Genomic DNA, 15,940 nt, shown 5'->3' on the forward strand with positions numbered 1-15,940 from the left:
GCCATGAGTTCCACCGCAAGCGTCGTCGCGGCGCCCGGCACCGCCGAGGTGCCGGTCTCGAAGACCGGACGCTGGCAGTTCTGGGGGCGGCTGATGGTCGTTCCCTACCTGCTGGTGTTCCTGGTCTTCGTGCTCTACCCGGTGTGCTACGGGCTCTGGCTGGCGCGCCATCCGCAGAGCTACGAGCACCTGGTCGCCGATCCGATCTTCTTCAGGTCGGTGATCAACACGATCATCTTCCTGGTCGTCGCGATCAACGTGAAGATGCTGGTGGCGTTGGTGCTGTCGGGTTTCTTCGTGCAGTCGCGGTGGTGGATCAAGATCCTCTCGGGCATCTTCATCCTGCCGTGGGCGGTGCCGTCGATCCCGACGATCCTGTCGGTGCGCTTCATGCTCAACCCCGAGTGGGGCGTGATCAACAGCACCATCTTCCGGCTGACCGGGCTCGACGGGCCGAACTGGCTGAACGATCCGACGCTGGCGCTCGCCTTCGCGATGCTGATGCACATCTGGAAGTCGCTGCCGTTCTGGACGCTGATCCTGGTGGCGGGGCGTCTGGCAATCCCTACTGAACAGTACGAGGCCGCATCGGTCGACGGCGCGAGTTCGTGGCAGAAGTTCAAGTTCATCAGCTGGCCGGCGCTGCGCACGCTCTATGTCACCTCGCTGATCCTCTCGATGATCTGGACGCTGGGTGATTTCAACAGCGTCTACCTGCTGACCGGCGGCGGCCCCGCCGACCTGACGCACGTGCTGGCGACGCTCGGCATCCGCTACCTGCGGCTCGATCAGGTCGATCTCTCGATGGCCTCCATCGTGGTCGCATTGCCGCTGGTGCTGCCACTCGTCTATCTCATGATGAAGAGGCTATCGAAATGAAATGGACAGCCAAGTCCGTCGGCAACGAGGCCAAGCTGCTGCTGATCGGCATTCCCGTGCTGCTGTGGACCTTGATCCCGGTCTATCACATGGTGCTGTTCGCGATCTCGCCGCGCGGCGAGGCCACGACCGGCAAGCTGTGGCCGGATTCGCCGACCTTCGACAACTTCGCGACCGTCTTCCATCAGAAGCACTTCTACCTCGATCACTTCTGGGTGCAACTCGGGAACTCGGTGCTGATCGCGGTGGCGGTCGGCGTGATCACGCTGTTCGTCGCGACCACCGCGGCCTTCGCGATCAGCCGGCTGCGCGTGCGGGGTGGGCGAACGGTGATGAACATGGCACTCTTCACCTACTTCATTCCCGCGGCATTCCTCGCGGTGCCGATGTACAAGACCATGGGCAACTACGGGCTGCTGAACAGCCAGTGGTCGCTGATCCTTGCAATGGTGACGATTGCGTCGCCGTACTGCATCTGGGTGCTGAAGCAGGCGTCCGACAAGCTGCCCTACGAGCTCGACGAGGCCGCGCGGATGGATGGCGCATCGCCGCTGCAGCTCTTCCGGCTGGTGTACCTGCCCCTGATGGTGCCGTCTCTCGTCGCAGTCGGCACCTATGCGTTGCTGCTCGCGTGGAATGAATACCTCTACGCCTTCCTGCTGCTGTCGAATGACCGCAGCGTCACGCTCGCGGTGGCGCTCGGCAACTTCCTCGCGGCCGATGACTCGCCCTGGGAACTGCTGATGGCGACGGGCCTGATCTACGCGCTGCCGCCGGCGGCCATCTACTACGCATTCAAACGCTACATGGTCGGCGGCATCACCGCCGGAGCGGTAAAGAGCTAACCCCCAGGCTTTGCGCACTTCGTGTCGCTGCGCCAACCCCCTTTCAGGGGGCAACACCAGCGGCCCGGCGAAGCCGGTTCCGCGGTGTTTCCCGCTGAGTCAGAAAGAGAAGCAACATGGCATCAGTCACCTTTCGCGACATCCAGAAGTTCTACGGCAAGACGCGCGTCATCGAGCGCCTCGGCTTCGAGATCGAGGACGGCGAATTCGTCGTGCTGGTCGGCCCCTCGGGCTGCGGCAAGTCCACGCTGCTGCGAATGCTCGCGGGCCTGGAAGACATCACCGGCGGCGAGATCCTGATCGATGGGCGCGTGGTCAACGAGCTTGAATCGAAGGATCGCGACATCGCGATGGTCTTCCAGAGCTATGCGCTCTATCCGCACATGACCGTCGGCGAGAACATGGGCTTCAGCCTGCGCCTTCGCAACGCGGACAAGGGCGTGACCCAGCAGCGCGTGGCGTCGGCCGCGAAGATCCTCAACCTCGATCATCTGCTGGAGCGGTATCCGCGCGAGCTGTCCGGCGGGCAGCGCCAGCGCGTGGCGATGGGGCGCGCGATCGTGCGCGACCCCAAGGTGTTCCTGTTCGACGAGCCCTTGTCCAACCTCGACGCCAAGCTGCGCGTCGCGATGCGCGCCGAGATCAAGGCGCTGCACCAGCGGCTCAAGACCACCACGGTGTACGTCACGCACGACCAGATCGAGGCGATGACCATGGCGGACCGCATCGTGGTGATGCACGACGGCATGGTCGAGCAGATCGGCACGCCGCTCGAGCTCTACGACAGGCCGGACAACCTCTTCGTCGCGCAGTTCATCGGCTCGCCGGCGATGAACGTGATCGAGGGCACCGTGCGGCGCAGCGACGGCATCGGCTATGTGGAGGCGCAAGGGGAGCGTTGGCCAATGCCGGCGGGGTCCGTGGCGGTGGATGGGCAAGCAGTCCATTACGGCATCCGTCCTGGCGACATCACGCTGTCGGCGCCGGAGAACGGCGTGCCGGCCCGCGTGGTGGTGGTCGAGCCGACAGGCGCGGAAACCGAGTTGCTGGTGCAGGTCGGGGAGGTGGGCCTCACGCTGGCGGTCCATGGCCGGGTCGACGCGCAGCCGGACCAGATCGTCGGATTGGTCATCTCCGGCGGGAGCGTGCACCTCTTTGATCGACAGACGGGCAAGCGCCTGGGCTGACCGCACGGGCAGTCAAGACAAAAGGGCGCCCGAAGGCGCCCTTTCTGGTTTGCGGAGTGGTTCGCTCAGCGACCGAACGAGCGGCCACCGCCGAAGCCACCACCCGAACGGTTGCCGCCGCCACCGCCGCTACCACCGTTGCCGCCACGGCGACCCCGGTTGCGATTGCCGCGGCCGCCCAGGCTGTCGACGCTGGTGCGCAGCGGATCGGGCTGGCCAGCAGCGCCGCTCGAAATCGACTCGGCGCGCATGTGCGCCAGCGCGTCGGCTTGCGTGGGGCTGTGGCTGTTGCCGTGATGGCGCGGCTGGCGCTCCTCGTGGTGATCGTGTGCGTGATGGTGATGCACCGGTGCGTGATGGGGGCTGCGCGCCGGACCTTGCGGACCGCGCGGACTCTGTCCGCGTCCGCCCTGGCCCTGGCCACGACCGCCGCCCTGGCCGCCGTTGGCGCTGCGGTTCGCCTGCGCACCCTGGCCCGGCTGCTGCCCATTGCCGCCGCCGTTGCGCCGCTGGCCGTTGCCGCCGCGCTCGCCTTGCGTCGCCTTGTTGTCGCGGATGCGCTGCATCATTTCCTGGCGCGCGGCCTTGGCGGCGGCCTGCATCACTTCGCGGCTCGGCGGACGGCCGGCGCCGCCCCAGATGGTCTGGCGGCCCATGGCGATGGGTTCGGCGCGTTCGCCTTCTTCAGGGCCGAAGCCGTCGATGACCTTCACCGGGATCTGCTGCTTGGTGAAGCGCTCGATCTCCTGCATGAAGCCTTCTTCGTCGAGGCAGACCAGGCTCACCGCCTCGCCGCTTGCGCCGGCGCGGCCGGTGCGGCCGATGCGATGGACGTAGTCCTCGCTGACGTTCGGGATCTCGTAGTTGACGACATGCGGCAGCTCGTCGATGTCGATGCCGCGCGCGGCGATGTCGGTCGCGACCAGCGCGCGGATTTCGCCGCTCTTGAAGCCGGCCAGCGCCTGCGTGCGTGCGCTCTGGCTCTTGTTGCCGTGCAGCGCCATCGCCTCGATGCCGTTCTTGGTGAGGAATTCGGCCACGTTGTTGGCGCCGAACTTGGTGCGGGTGAAGACCAGCACCTGGCTCCAGTTGTGCTCGTTGATGATGTGGGCGAGCAGGGCCTTCTTCTTGGTGCGGCCGACCGGATGAATCACCTGCGTGATGCGCTGCACCGTCGTGTTGCGCGGCGTGACCTGGATGTGCTGTGGATCGCGCAGGAGGCCCGCGGCGAGTTCGCGGATCTCGTCGCTGAATGTGGCGGAGAACAGCAGGCTCTGCTTTTCCTTCGGCACCAGCGCGAGCACCTTGCGCACGTCGTGGATGAAGCCCATGTCGAGCATGCGGTCGGCTTCGTCGAGCACCAGCATCTGCACGGTCGAAAGGTCGAGCATGCCCTGCTGCTGCAGGTCCAGCAGGCGGCCCGGCGTGGCCACGAGGATGTCGACGCCGCGCTTGAGGCGGTCGATCTGCGGGTTCATGCCGACACCGCCGAAGATCACGGTCGAGCTCAGCTGCAGGTATTTGCCGTAGGTGCGCACGGATTCCTCGACCTGCGCCGCGAGTTCGCGCGTGGGCGTGAGGACGAGCGCGCGAACGCCGGTGCCGCCGAACTTGTTGTTGGCGCTGCGGCTCATCGTGAGCTTGTGCAGCAGCGGGAGGGTGAAGGCGGCGGTCTTGCCGGTGCCGGTCTGGGCGCCGCCGAGGAGGTCGTGGCCTTCGAGGACGGCCGGGATGGCCTGGGCCTGGATGGGAGTGGGCGTTTCGTAGCCCTGCTCACGCACGGCTTTCAAGATGGCCGGGGCCAGCTTCAGTTCGTCAAAGTTCATTGAATTCAACAAGCGCTCTACACGGCGCAGTGGTATCCACCCGCAGGGGCGTCTCGTTGACGCCCTGCCAGTAAGGGTGGATGAAGGTCAGGGGTGGGAGCCTGAAGACCTGCTTCTTCGAAAGGAGATGGGTCTTCTTCGTCCCCGGCGGAGAGCCGGCGTTGCGGGCAACTGGACCCGACAACAGCCGCTATTGTCGCATGAGTCGCGCCGGCTCGCCGGAAGCCCCGCTCAGCAGGCGTCTTCCGGACGCCGGAGATAGACGAACATGCCAGCGATCGCTTCGCGCTGGTCATCGCGGATCGGCGCACGCACCAGCCGCGCGACGTCGAGGCCGTGGCGCGCCGCGAGGCCGCGCAGGTAGCGCTCCGAATGGGCATAGCGCAGGCTCGGCAGCAGCTCGAAATCCATGCTTTCGTCCGCCGTCGTCTCGGCGGAAAAGCAGAAGATGCCGCCGGGCACCAGCACCCTGTCCAGCGCGGCGAAGACCGGCGCGAGATCGCCCACGTAGATGAAGACGTCGGCGGCCGTCACGAGGTCGTACCGCTCGTCGGTCTGTGACAGATACGCCGTGATGTCGGCATGCACCAGCCGCTCGTACAGGCCGAGCGCATGCGCCTTCTGCAGCATCTGGCGCGACAGGTCGACGCCGACGAGCTTGTCGGCGAGCGGCTTCAGATACGGCGCGCACAGACCGGTGCCGCAGCCGAGGTCGAGCGCCGAGTGGAAGCCGCGCCCCAGCTCCGCGAGATGCGTCGCGAGGGTCCGGTGCGCCTGGTAGCCGAGCTGGCCGACCAGATGCGCATCGAAGTCACGCGCGTAATCGTCGAACAGCGTTTCGACATAGTGGCCGGGCGCGGTGGGCGGCGCTGCCTGAGTGCCGGAGACCGAGGCGAGGTAGTACCGGTGCAGTTCGGGATCGGCGCCAAGCGCCAGCGCCTGCCTGAACGCGGCGGCGGCCTCGTCGCCACGGTTCATGTCGCGCAGGATGCTGCCGCGGTTGGTCCATGCCTGTGCGATGCCGGGGTCGGCGGCGAGCGCGCGCTCGTATGAATCGAGCGCCTGCTCAGGCCGTCCGAGTGCCTGCAGCGTCTGGCCGTGGCGCAGCCAGGTTTCTCCGGGCGGCAGGGTGTCCAGTTGCAGCACCTTTTCGAAACTCTGGAGCGCTTCGGGATGCCGGTTCAGTTGCGCGAGCGCGTTGGCCTGGTGGAACCACGCCTCCGCGTTGCCGGCCTCGATGGCGAGGACCTGTGCGCTCGCGTCGAGCGCTTGCTGCGGGCGCCCGAGCCCGAGCCGGGCCGCAGCGAGGTTGATCAGCGTGGAGACCCGTCCCGGAACCAGCGCGAGCGAAGCGAGATACGCCTGCTCCGCATCGGCGAATCGTCCGGCCTTGAAGGCTTCGAGGCCCTCGAAAAAGCGCTGTCGGGCTTGTTCGAACGCCTCGGGTGCGGGTGTGGTGCTCATGGATGGGGCAGGAGAATAGCAGTGCCGCCGTGGTGTTCCGGCCCTGGATTCCACGGGGAGAGGGTCCCTGCGGTAGACTTCACCCCCAAATCCCGGTCGGAAATCGCGCTGCAGCAGCAAGCGCCTGCCACGAAGGCAGATCCGCAATCGATCCCCGCGCAAGGCTCGTTGCTGGTTTCCCGATCACCCCGTGCAGTACCCCATCATCGAGCAGAGATAGACATGGCCCAGTACGTCTACACCATGAACAAGGTCAGCAAGACCGTTCCGCCCAAGCGGCAGATCTTGAAGGACATTTCGCTTTCGTTCTTCCCCGGCGCCAAGATCGGCGTGCTGGGCCTCAACGGCTCCGGCAAGTCCTCGCTGCTGAAGATCATGGCGGGCGTCGACAAGGAAATCGAGGGCGAGGCCATCCCGATGCCCGGCCTGTCCATCGGCTATCTGGAACAGGAACCCAAGCTCAATTCCGAGCACACCGTGCGCGAATCCGTCGAGGAAGCCATGGGTGAGGTCAATGCGGCCAAGGCCCGCCTCGAGGAAATCTACGCCGCCTACGCCGAACCCGATGCGGATTTCGACACGCTCGCCGCAGAGCAGGGCCAGCTCGAAGCCGTGATCGCGGCCGCCGGCACCGACTCGGAGCACCAGCTCGAAATCGCTGCCGATGCGCTGCGCCTGCCGCCATGGGACGCCAAGATCGGCCTGCTCTCGGGCGGTGAAAAGCGCCGCGTCGCGCTGTGCAAGCTGCTGCTGTCCAAGCCGGACATGCTGCTGCTCGACGAACCCACCAACCACCTGGACGCCGAATCGGTCGAGTGGCTCGAAGTCTTCCTGAAGCGCTTCTCCGGCACCGTGGTCGCGATCACCCACGATCGCTACTTCCTCGACAACGCCGCCGAGTGGATTCTCGAACTCGACCGCGGCCGCGGCATTCCATGGAAGGGCAACTACAGCACCTGGCTGGAGCAGAAGGAAGCCCGCCTGGAGGCCGAGCAGAAGGGCGAGGAAGCCCATGCCAAGGCCATGAAGAAGGAACTCGAATGGGTGCGCCAGAACGCCAAGGGCCGCCAGGCCAAGAGCAAGGCCCGTATCCAGCGCTTCGAGGAACTGTCCGACTACGAATACCAGAAGCGCAACGAGACGCAGGAAATCTTCATTCCCGTGGCGGACCGTCTCGGCAGTCAGGTCATCGAGTTCAAGAACGTCAGCAAGAGCTTCGGCGACCGCGTGCTCATCGACAACCTGAGCTTCAACATTCCCGCGGGCGCGATCGTGGGCATCATCGGCCCGAACGGCGCCGGCAAGTCGACGCTGTTCAAGCTCATCGCCGGCAAGGAGAAGCCGGACAGCGGCGAAGTGGTGATCGGCCAGACCGTCAAGATGGCTTTCGTCGACCAGACGCGCGATGTCCTTTCCAACGAGAAGACGGTCTGGGAAGACATCTCCGGCGGCCTCGACATCCTCAACGTCGGCAAGTTCCAGATGGCGAGCCGCGCCTACGCGGGCCGCTTCAACTTCAACGGCAGCGACCAGCAGAAGAAGGTCGGCTCGCTGTCGGGCGGTGAACGCGGCCGCCTGCACCTGGCCAAGACGCTGATCGCCGGCGGCAACGTGCTGCTGCTGGACGAACCCTCGAACGACCTCGACGTCGAAACGCTGCGTGCGCTCGAAGACGCGCTGCTCGAATTCGCCGGCAGCGTGCTCGTCATCAGCCACGACCGCTGGTTCCTCGACCGCATCGCGACGCACATCCTCGCGGCCGAAGGCGACAGCCAGTGGACCTTCTTCGACGGCAACTACCAGGAATACGAAGCCGACAAGAAGAAGCGCCTCGGCGAAGAGGGCGCCAAGCCCCATCGCGTGCGCTTCAAGGCCCTGAAGTAAACAGGGCCGGCCCGGCCGAGGCGTCGGGCGCGCCGCATCGGCGCAAACTTTCGCCATTTTCCGGTTCGGCGCACGCCGTCAAAGGAGCCGACATGGTGAACTGGGGTCGATGCTTCGCTGCAACGCTTCTGCTCCTGTCGGCCTGCGGGGGCGGCGGGGGCGGCACCAACGTGGCCCTGTCGACGGGCGGCGTCGGCCTCACGCCGGGCCCGGCGCCGGGGACTCCGTCCATGGGGCCTGCCGCACAGCCCGGGCCGCCGACGGCCGGCGCGTTCAAGGTCGTCGAAGTGGCGACAGGTCTCGACACGCCGTGGGGCCTCGCCTTCCTGCCGGACGGCCGCATGCTCATCACGCAGCGCGGTGGCCAGATGCGATTGCGAAACGCCGATGGCAGCCCGGCCAACGGAGGCGCCGACCAGCTCAGCGGTGTTCCGGCCGTGGCTGTGGTGGGACAGGGCGGGCTGCTCGACGTGGCGCTGGACCCCAACTTTGCCGGCAACCGGCGGATCTATTTCAGCTTCTCCGAAAGCGACGCGGCCAACGCCAACCTCAATGGCACCGCCGTCGCGCGTGCCGAGCTCGATGCGGCCGGCATGAGCCTGCGCAATCTGGCGGTCATCTACCGGCAGTCGCCCAAGGTCGAAAGCACGGCGCACTTCGGCTCGCGCCTCGTGTTCGATCGCAGCGGCTATCTCTTCGTCACGCTGGGCGAGCGGCAGATCGATACGCAGCGCGGCTTCGCGCAGGATCTCTCGCGCGGCAACGGCAAGGTGGTGCGGATCACCACCGACGGCGCCCCGGCGCCGGGCAATCCGTTCGTGGGCACGGCGGGCGCCCAGCCGCACATCTGGAGCTACGGTCATCGCAACCCGCAGGGCGCGGCATTGCATCCCTCGACGGGCGAACTCTGGATCGACGAGCACGGCCCGCAAGGCGGCGACGAGGTCAACCTCGTACTGGCCGGCCGCAACTATGGCTGGCCGGTCATCAGCTATGGGCAGGAATACGGCACGCTGACGCAGGTCGGCGAAGGCACCGCCAAGGCTGGCATGGAACAGCCGGTGACCTACTGGGAGACGATCGACGGCTCGCCGTGGTCGCCAGGGACCGCCAAATCGTCGATCGCCCCGAGCGGCATGGCCTTCTACACCGGTGACGGCCTGCCCGAATGGAGGGGCAATCTCTTCGTCGGAGCCCTCGCCGGCACGGCGCTATGGCGACTCACGCTGAACGGCAACGCCGTGGTGTCGCGCGAGCGCCTGCTGGCAGACCGCAATGAGCGCATCCGCGACGTGCGGCAGGGCCCCGATGGCGCGCTCTACCTGCTGACGGACAGCCCCAACGGCAAGCTGTTGCGCCTGCAGCACTAGGCTTGCGGCGAAGCTGCCAACACCCGCTTGCGGACCGCATAGATGTTGTTGCGCAGCGCGTAGAGCTCATCCGCGTACGACAGCGGCACCGCTACCTTGTTGACCACGCGGTCCAGCTCGTCGAGTTCCTTCAGGAGCGCATCGCGCTCGCCCTTGTGCGCATCGAGCTTGTGCTCGACGTCCCGCAGCCGCGCATACCAGCGGAACACCCGCCGCCGCACGCGGAACTGGTAGAGCGGCGGCACCACGCGTGTCAGCGGAAGCATCAGCACCAGCAACCCGCCGAGCACCAGCCACATCCGTTCCACCAGGTTGCTCGCCCAGAACGGCAGATAGCGCTGCCAGAACGGCGGCGTGCCGTTGATGGCGCGATCGCCCTCGGGGCTCACCGGCAGTTCGCTGGTGCGGGTGTTCGGGAAATCGCGCGCACGATGGAACCAGCCCGCGCCGCCGTGCAGCGTTTGCGCGTTCTGCGCGAAGAGCTGCCGGATCGCCGGATGGGTTTCCTCGCGCGACAGCAGGGATGTCGTCGCGGCGAGCAGCGACAGGTCGTGCGATGGCAGGTCGGCCGCAAGGTCGACCACGCCGCGCGGCAGCGTCACCGGTTGCAGGAAGGAGAAGCGGCGCGAATACGCATCGCTCTGGGCGAAATCCATGAGCTGGATGTCCGGCGCGCGCAGCAGCCGCTGCACCAGCGGCGACTGCGGCGCCGAAGCCAGCACGATCACGTCCAGCAGCCCGGCCTGGAGCGCCTCGGTGGCCGGCGTCTGCTCCAGGTTCGACAGGTTCAGCGTGGCCGGGTCCATGTGGTTGGCGCGAAACATCCGGTCCATGATGTCCGGCACGCCGCTGCCGGGCTTGTCGACGTTGATGCGCAGGCCCTGCAGCTGCGTGAGCGTGGTGAGCTGCGCGGTCTTGCGGTCGACCTTGCGCGCGGCCTCGGTGCGGTAGAAGAACCAGAGCGGCTCGAAGAACAGGCTGCCCAGCGACGTCAGGCCCGCTTCCTCGTCCTTCACCGGATCGGCGCTGCCGCCGCGGACGAAGCCCACGTCCGCCTCCTGCTTGCGCAGCAGCTGCAGGTTGTCGAGCGATCCGTCGGTGGGCTTGAGGATGACCTCGATCCCGTTGGTCTTCAGTGCCGCCGCATAGCGCTTGCCGAATTCCGCATAGGCACTGCCGGCCGGGCCGGTCGCGAGGGTGACCTGCTTGGGCGGTTGCGGCTGGAGCCACCAGTACGCCGCAACGAGCAAGCCGATGACGAGAAAGACGATGGGTCCGGCGGAGGCGATGAGATCGCGGATCGAGAGAAGAAAGAGTCGGATGGCTTGGGGCATGGGCACGGCATTTTCTGTGGGTTTGGCGCTGCCTTCGTTACAAAGCGCTCGGATGTGGCGCACACGGCATAGGGCGTTCAGCCAGAAAGACTAGGCCTTCGACACTGACGCACGGTGTATTGATGCAGTGCAACGTGCAAGGCCCAATAGAGGCACCGGGCAGCAGGCCAGGCGGACCGCGGGGAATCGCCTGGATGCTGTTCGGACTTCCATCTCGCCGCACCATGACGAACCTCACGACCCCTCTGCTCCTCCTGGGCAAGATGCTTGTGGCCTTGCTTGCGATCTCGACGCTGCTGCTGATCGCGGGTCAGGACCTGTTCTCGCTCATGTCGCCGGTCGATCTGCTGCTGAGCGCCGGTTCCGGCGTGATCCTGCTCGTCGCCGTGGTGTACCTGCCCGCTGTGGCGTGCAAGGTCCTTCAGTCGAGATCCGCCGCACAGGGAAAGTAGGCGTCTTCGGTGCGCACGCTGCGCGCCGCGTGCACCGCGCGCAGGGTCGCGCGCGCCACCACTTCGGCGGCCAGTGCGCCCAACACCGTCATCCCCGGCGCGTCGCCCTGGAGCGGCACTCGGCCGGTGGCGAGCGCGAACAGGGTGTCGCCGTCGCTCATCGTGTGCACCGGGTTGATCGCGCGTGCGAGCCCGTCGTGTGCGGCGGTCGCGAGCCGGTTCGCCTGCACCTTGGTGAGCGCCGCGTCGGTCGCGACCACGCCCAGCGTGGTGTTGGTGCCCGCGAGCAGCGGCGTCGGCAGATGCCCGCTCAGAAGCGCACGGCGCGTGTCGAGAAGGGTCTTGCCGTCCTCCGTGCGCGCACCTGCAACGACGCGGCCGGTATCGGGATCGACCACGTCGCCGAGCGCATTGCAGGCGATCAGCGCCCCCACCGTCACGCCGTTGACCGTGACCGACGCGGTGCCGACGCCGCCCTTCATCGCGCGATGCACGCCGAACAGCTTGCCCACCAGCGCGCCGCTGCCGGCACCGACATTGCCTTCGGCGGGCGCCGTCGACGAAGCGGCCTCGCAGGCCGCATAGCCGGCCCCGGCATCGGGCCGGATGCGCGCATCGCCGACGGGCAGATCGAACAGCACGGCCGACGGAACCAGCGGCAGCGTGCCGTAGCGCACGTCGAGCCCGACGCCGCGCTCCTCCAGCCACCGCGTCACGCCGTCGGCGGCGGCCAGTCCCCAGGCGCTGCCGCCGGCCAGCATCACCGCATGAATCTGCTGCACGAAGTTGCCGGGCGCGAGCAGATCGGTCTCGCGGGTCCCGGGTGCGGCGCCGCGAACGTCCACACCGGCCACCGCGCCCTCGCGGGCGAGGATCACGGTGCATCCGGTGGGGCGGCGCGAATCGGTGAAATGGCCGACCTCGATGCCGGCGACGTCGGTGATGGCGCCCCCGTAGGGGGCCGCAGGAGAGGGGTGACGGGACATCCGAAGATTATGGTTGTTCATGTGCCTCATTTGCAGGCAACTCAGCCGCAACCCGCATGGATTGGGCCTGCGGCACCTGCTGTCCTCGCGCAACCCACAACGTTATCCACAGAAGTCCGGTGCAACTCGGGGCAAGCCGGGCGCCGGGTTGCCGAGCGCGCCGCGTGCTGCGACGATCGACGGCACCATGTCAAGCCCCAGATTCACCATGCCGGATGAAAGCCATGCCGCGGCGGCGGCCTACCGCATCGGCGATGCCGCCGCGCGAAGCGGCGTGAGCGCCGCGAATATCCGTTACTACGAAAAAGAAGGGCTTATCACGCCGCAGGGGCGCGCCGACAACAGCTACCGCGTCTACGGCGATGGCGACGTGCACCGCCTGCGCTTCATTCGCCTGTGCCGCGCGATGGACATGTCGCTCGACGAAGTGCGCACGCTGCTCGCGCTCGACCTGCGCAGCAAGGCCGACTGCGACGCGGCCTGCGTGACGCTCGATGCGCATCTCGGCCACGTGCGCGAGCGGCTTCGCGAACTGCGCTCGCTCGAGAAGGACCTGATCGCGCTGCGCGACTGCTGCGACGGCACCGATGCCGAATGCCACATCATCGGAACCCTGCATGCGCGCGCGGATCGCGAATCGCCGCCCGAACCGCCGCGCGCGCGGGCCACGCGCCACGTGTGAGTCTTCAGCGGCCGCGCACCGGCAACGCCATCTTCTTCTCACCCATCACGTCGCGAAGAATCGCCGGATCGTCGGTGATGATGCCGTCCACCCCCCAGTCGATCAGCCGGATCATGTCCGCGCGCTCGTTCACGGTCCACGGCAACACCTGCAGGCCGAGCGCATGCGCTTCCTTGAGCAGCTCGGGCGTGAGTTCCTTGAACGCCGGCGACCAGATGACCTTGCCCGGGCCGTCGCCCGCCGCAGCCTTCACGAGGCGCGGCGCGGAGCCGAAGTCCTCCAGGCGCAGCCCCGCCGTCCAGCGGCTGTCCCCCAGCGTGCGGGCGGTCGTGAGGTAGGCGCGCGCGATCTGCGGCGCCTGGTCGCGCACCATCGCGAGCGTGCGCCAGTCGAAGCTCTGGATGGTCACGCGCTGCGCCATGGCGGCCTTGTCGATCTCTGCCAGCAGCGCACGCACCATCCGCTCGGGCGAGGCGGTTTCATCGGGCTGCAAGGGGTCGACCTTGGTCTCGATGTTGAACCGCACCTGGTCCGCGCCCGCCACGCGGACACGCTCGAACAACGAGGCCAGCGTGGGGATGCGCTCGCCGTCTCGGACCAATTGCTTCGAGAACTGCTTGCCGTAGTTGCTGCCCGGGTCGAGGCGCCCCACGTCATAGGCCTGCAACTGCGCGAGCGTCAGCGCGCGGATCGCCGGTCCCTTCGACGGCAGGAAGTTGCCTTGCGCATTGCGTGTGTGATCGGGGTTCAGCGCCGTGTCGTGCGAAATCACCACCACATCGTCGGCGGTGAGGCCGATGTCCAGCTCGAGGGTGTTCACGCCCATGCCGATGGCATTCGAGAACGCGGCCAGTGTGTTCTCCGGCATCAGCGCGCGGCCGCCGCGATGCGCCTGCAGATCGATGGCTTGCCGCGAAGCGGGCGTCGGCGCCGCGCATCCTGCAACGAGCACCGCGGCTGCGAAGAGTGCGGCGAGCTTCATTTGAGCTCTACGGTAATGGCGTCGTTCTGCACTGTGATCGCTCCGATCTCGTACGTCTTGCGCCCTACGGTCAGTTCCTCGGCCGTGAAGGTGCGCAGCGGCTGGTCGCGAAGGAGTTCCTGCGCGACGACGGCGCCGATCTGCTGGAGCCGCTCCGCATCGCGGCCGGTCACGCCCTGCAATTCCAGTCGTTCCGCCTGCGGCTGATCGAGCCGCAGCGCGCGCGCGGGCGCATCGTACTTGAGCGCGCTGCTGACCGAGACAATGCCCTGCACGGTCGAGGGTCGCAGCAAGGGGCTGCTGATGGTCAGCGCCGCCGTGATCGCGGCGCGGTTCCTTTCGCCGTCCAGCCCGAGCTGCGGATTGCTCAGGCTCACGGTGAAGATGTCCGCATAGCGCTTCTGCACCGGAAAGTGCTTCGCGATCTGCGCTTCGAGCTCCTGGCGGCTCGCGGTGTATTCGCTGGTGAAGAAGTTGAAGCCCGCCATCGCCGCGAACGGCGCGGGCAGAGCCGCGGCGCCCAGCAGCGCGCGCAGCATCAGACGGCGGGACGAGGAGGGTGAGCGGTTGCGCATACCGCTCCGAGCTTGCCACAGACGGCCGGGTTCCCCCGCCCGGCGATCCGGGCCTCAGTCGTGCAGGGACGAAAGGAACTGTTTCAATTCGGCGGTCTGTGGATTGCCGAACAATTCCGCGGGCGGCCCCATCTCGTGCACCCGACCCTGGTGCATGAAGATCACCCGGTCGCTCACCTTGCGGGCGAAGTTCATCTCGTGCGTCACCATCAGCAGTGTCATGCCTTCCTCGGCGAGCGATTCGACCACCCGCAGCACCTCGCCCACCAGCTCGGGGTCGAGCGCCGAGGTGATCTCGTCGCACAGCAGCACCGCCGGTTCCATCGCCAGCGCACGGGCGATGGCCACGCGCTGCTGCTGGCCGCCCGAAAGCTGATCGGGCATCGCATCGAACTTCTCCGCAAGCCCGACGCGCGCGAGGAGCTTGCGCGCCTGCGATGCGGCTTCCATGCTGCTGCGCTTCTTCACCAGCGTCGGCGCGAGCATCACGTTGCGCCCGACCGAAAGGTGAGGGAACAGGTTGAAGCTCTGGAAGATCATGCCCACGTGCTGCCGCAGCTCGCGCATCGCCATCGCGCTTTCATGCAGGAGCGGCTTGCCGTCGACGGTGAGCGAGCCTTCCTGGAACACCTCCAGCCCGTTGATGCAACGCAGGAGCGTGCTCTTGCCCGAACCGCTCTTGCCGATGATCGCGATCACCTCGCCGCGCTTCACGTCGAGGTCGATGCCCTTGAGCACCTCGTTGCTGCCATAGGACTTGCGCAGCGCGGTGATGCGCACGATGGGCGCGGCCGCCGATGCGACGGCCGGCCGGGAAGCTTCAGCGACGAGCGCCATGGAATTTCCTCTCCAGATTCTTGGCGTACAGGCTCACGGGAAAGCACAGCACGAAATAGAGCAGGGCGACGCAGCTGAACACGACGAAGGGCTTGAAGGTCGCGTTCGAGATCATGCTGCCGGCCTTGGTGAGTTCGACGAAGCCGATCACCGATGCGAGCGCCGTTCCCTTGATCACCTGCACCAGAAAGCCCACCGTCGGCGCGACCGCGATGCGCACCGCCTGGGGCAGGATCACATGGCGCATCTGCTCGCCGAAGCCGAGCGCGAGGCTGCTGCCGGCCTCCCACTGGCCCTTCGGGATCGACGCCACGCAGCCGCGCCAGATCTCGGTGAGAAAGGCGCTGGTGTAGAGCGTCAATGCCACCGATGCCGCTGTCCAAGCCGACACATCGACGCCGAACAGCGCGATGCCGAAGTAGGCGAGAAAAAGCTGCATCAGGAGCGGCGTGCCCTGGAAGATCTGCACGTAGAAGCCGATCAGCCGCTCTGCCGCGCGCCCGCCCGAAAGCCGCAAAAAGAGTAGAAGCGCGCCCACCGCACCGCCGCCCACGAACGCGATCAGCGACAGCACGACCGTCCAGCGCAGCGCCATCAGCAGGTTGCGCAGGATGTCCCAGATGGAGAAGTCGCTCAT

15 protein-coding genes are annotated in these 15,940 nt (G+C 66.9%); 7 read left to right on the forward strand and 8 right to left on the reverse strand.

Annotated features, from left to right (window positions below; all coding sequences use genetic code 11):
- Window positions 1-3: 3 nt before the first annotated feature.
- The 3 genes from WKW77_RS09105 to WKW77_RS09115 all read left to right on the forward strand — a co-directional run bounded on the left by WKW77_RS09105 (window position 4) and on the right by WKW77_RS09115 (window position 2,911).
- Window positions 4-879 carry a carbohydrate ABC transporter permease gene (locus tag WKW77_RS09105; protein WP_340356530.1) on the forward strand — a complete coding sequence of 292 codons (876 nt, stop codon included), beginning with the start codon at window positions 4-6 and terminating at the stop codon, window positions 877-879.
- Entirely contained in the window at window positions 876-1,724 is an 849-nt protein-coding gene (locus WKW77_RS09110) for a carbohydrate ABC transporter permease (protein WP_340356531.1), read from the forward strand. The genes WKW77_RS09105 and WKW77_RS09110 overlap by 4 nt, the downstream gene beginning before the upstream one ends.
- A 116-nt stretch (window positions 1,725-1,840) precedes the next feature.
- Window positions 1,841-2,911, forward strand: coding sequence for an ABC transporter ATP-binding protein (locus tag WKW77_RS09115; RefSeq protein ID WP_340356532.1), 1,071 nt, complete (start codon window positions 1,841-1,843; stop codon window positions 2,909-2,911).
- 65 nt (window positions 2,912-2,976) lie between these two features.
- On the opposite strand, the gene WKW77_RS09120 is transcribed toward WKW77_RS09115, so the two are convergent.
- Together WKW77_RS09120 and WKW77_RS09125 are read right to left on the reverse strand one after the other, a co-directional pair.
- Window positions 2,977-4,737 (reverse strand): DEAD/DEAH box helicase, encoded by a 1,761-nt coding sequence (locus tag WKW77_RS09120; protein ID WP_340356533.1) that lies wholly within the window; start codon window positions 4,735-4,737, stop codon window positions 2,977-2,979.
- A 231-nt stretch (window positions 4,738-4,968) separates the two neighbouring features.
- On the reverse strand, window positions 4,969-6,201 hold the full coding sequence (locus tag WKW77_RS09125) for a tetratricopeptide repeat protein (protein WP_340356534.1): 1,233 nt from the start codon (window positions 6,199-6,201) through the stop codon (window positions 4,969-4,971).
- 222 nt (window positions 6,202-6,423) lie between these two features.
- Here WKW77_RS09125 and ettA point away from each other — a divergent pair, with 222 nt between their 5' ends.
- Window positions 6,424-8,085, forward strand: coding sequence for an energy-dependent translational throttle protein EttA (ettA, locus tag WKW77_RS09130; protein ID WP_340356535.1), 1,662 nt, complete (start codon window positions 6,424-6,426; stop codon window positions 8,083-8,085).
- A 92-nt stretch (window positions 8,086-8,177) separates the two neighbouring features.
- A complete protein-coding gene (locus tag WKW77_RS09135; protein ID WP_340356536.1) occupies window positions 8,178-9,455 on the forward strand; it encodes a PQQ-dependent sugar dehydrogenase in 1,278 nt (425 codons plus the stop codon).
- Here the strand turns inward: WKW77_RS09135 and WKW77_RS09140 are convergent.
- Entirely contained in the window at window positions 9,452-10,789 is a 1,338-nt protein-coding gene (locus tag WKW77_RS09140; protein WP_422823161.1) for a TAXI family TRAP transporter solute-binding subunit, read from the reverse strand. The two genes, WKW77_RS09135 and WKW77_RS09140, sit on opposite strands and share 4 nt — an antisense overlap.
- A gap of 194 nt (window positions 10,790-10,983) precedes the next feature.
- On the opposite strand from WKW77_RS09140, the gene WKW77_RS09145 reads away from it, so the two are divergent.
- Window positions 10,984-11,241 carry a hypothetical protein gene (locus WKW77_RS09145; protein ID WP_340356538.1) on the forward strand — a complete coding sequence of 86 codons (258 nt, stop codon included), beginning with the start codon at window positions 10,984-10,986 and terminating at the stop codon, window positions 11,239-11,241.
- Here the strand turns inward: WKW77_RS09145 and WKW77_RS09150 are convergent.
- The gene (locus WKW77_RS09150) at window positions 11,211-12,248 is read right to left on the reverse strand and encodes a P1 family peptidase (protein ID WP_340356539.1); all 1,038 of its coding nucleotides are present in this window, start codon (window positions 12,246-12,248) and stop codon (window positions 11,211-11,213) included. The genes WKW77_RS09145 and WKW77_RS09150 overlap by 31 nt on opposite strands.
- Window positions 12,249-12,414: 166 nt before the next feature.
- On the opposite strand from WKW77_RS09150, the gene WKW77_RS09155 reads away from it, so the two are divergent.
- The gene (locus WKW77_RS09155; protein ID WP_340356540.1) at window positions 12,415-12,909 is read left to right on the forward strand and encodes a Cd(II)/Pb(II)-responsive transcriptional regulator; all 495 of its coding nucleotides are present in this window, start codon (window positions 12,415-12,417) and stop codon (window positions 12,907-12,909) included.
- Between the two features lie 4 nt (window positions 12,910-12,913).
- Here the strand turns inward: WKW77_RS09155 and WKW77_RS09160 are convergent, their stop codons facing one another.
- From WKW77_RS09160 to WKW77_RS09175, 4 genes are read right to left on the reverse strand one after another with little or no spacing between them, the layout of a single operon-like run.
- Window positions 12,914-13,891 carry a glycerophosphodiester phosphodiesterase gene (locus WKW77_RS09160; protein WP_340356541.1) on the reverse strand — a complete coding sequence of 326 codons (978 nt, stop codon included), beginning with the start codon at window positions 13,889-13,891 and terminating at the stop codon, window positions 12,914-12,916.
- Window positions 13,888-14,466 (reverse strand): YceB family lipoprotein, encoded by a 579-nt coding sequence (locus WKW77_RS09165; RefSeq protein ID WP_340356542.1) that lies wholly within the window; start codon window positions 14,464-14,466, stop codon window positions 13,888-13,890. Before WKW77_RS09165 ends, WKW77_RS09160 begins: the two co-directional genes overlap by 4 nt.
- 54 nt (window positions 14,467-14,520) lie before the next feature.
- Window positions 14,521-15,303, reverse strand: coding sequence for an amino acid ABC transporter ATP-binding protein (locus tag WKW77_RS09170; RefSeq protein WP_340356543.1), 783 nt, complete (start codon window positions 15,301-15,303; stop codon window positions 14,521-14,523).
- Window positions 15,287-15,940: an amino acid ABC transporter permease gene (locus WKW77_RS09175; RefSeq protein ID WP_340356544.1), complete on the reverse strand. Its 654-nt coding sequence runs from the start codon at window positions 15,938-15,940 to the stop codon at window positions 15,287-15,289. The genes WKW77_RS09170 and WKW77_RS09175 overlap by 17 nt, the downstream gene beginning before the upstream one ends.

The organism is Variovorax ureilyticus (genome assembly GCF_037889935.1).
In the GTDB taxonomy this organism is placed as follows: domain Bacteria; phylum Pseudomonadota; class Gammaproteobacteria; order Burkholderiales; family Burkholderiaceae_C; genus Variovorax; species Variovorax ureilyticus.